Source organism: Cohnella nanjingensis (genome assembly GCF_014212125.1).
Classification (GTDB): domain Bacteria; phylum Bacillota; class Bacilli; order Paenibacillales; family Paenibacillaceae; genus Cohnella; species Cohnella nanjingensis.
Genome location: NZ_JACJVP010000102.1, coordinates 1 through 634, shown reverse-complemented (window position 1 = coordinate 634; position 634 = coordinate 1). Strand labels below are relative to the sequence as shown.

Annotated in this window: 1 protein-coding gene; it reads left to right on the top strand. The window is 66.6% G+C overall.

The window, feature by feature from the left end:
- The coding region (locus tag H7C19_RS34085) for a hypothetical protein (protein WP_221469627.1) at positions 1–634 on the top strand (634 nt) is incomplete at both ends.

Genomic DNA, 634 nt, shown 5'->3' with positions numbered 1-634 from the left:
CGTCCACGGCATCAACTTCCTGAACCAGCATCTGACGCTCTCGACCGTCGCCGGGGCGCGCAAGCGGGACCATCCGCAGTCGTTCGACTGGCGCCAGCCGTGGTGGGAGGAGTATGGCGAGCTGAACGGCTACTTCGGCAGGCTGTCCTACCTGCTCTCCCAAGGCGAGACGCGCAACCGCATCCTGCTGCTCAACCCGAGCACCTCCGGCTATCTGGAGACGCCCGGCTCGCAGTCCGGCGGACTGCGCAGCCGTCAGGACCCGCCGAAGTCTCCGGATATGAAGTTGTACCTGCAGGTGGCGCAAGGCCTCTGCGACCGGCAGTGGAACTACGACTTCGGCGACGAATTTATCATGGGCCGTCACGGCGAGGCGGAGCTCGGAGCGATGCGCGTCGGGAAGCGCAGCTACGACGTCGTCATCTATCCCGACAGCATGACGACGATCAAAGCGTCGACGCTGGCGCTGCTCGAGCGATTCCTGCAAGCCGGCGGAACCGTGCTCGCCATGGGCGAGCCGGCCGTTCGCGTCGACGGGCAATTAAGCGAAGCGCCGAAGCGGTTGGCGGGGTACGCGGGCTGGGTGCGGGCGGACGACCTGTCGTCGCTGACCCGGCAGCTCGAACGGCTGCTG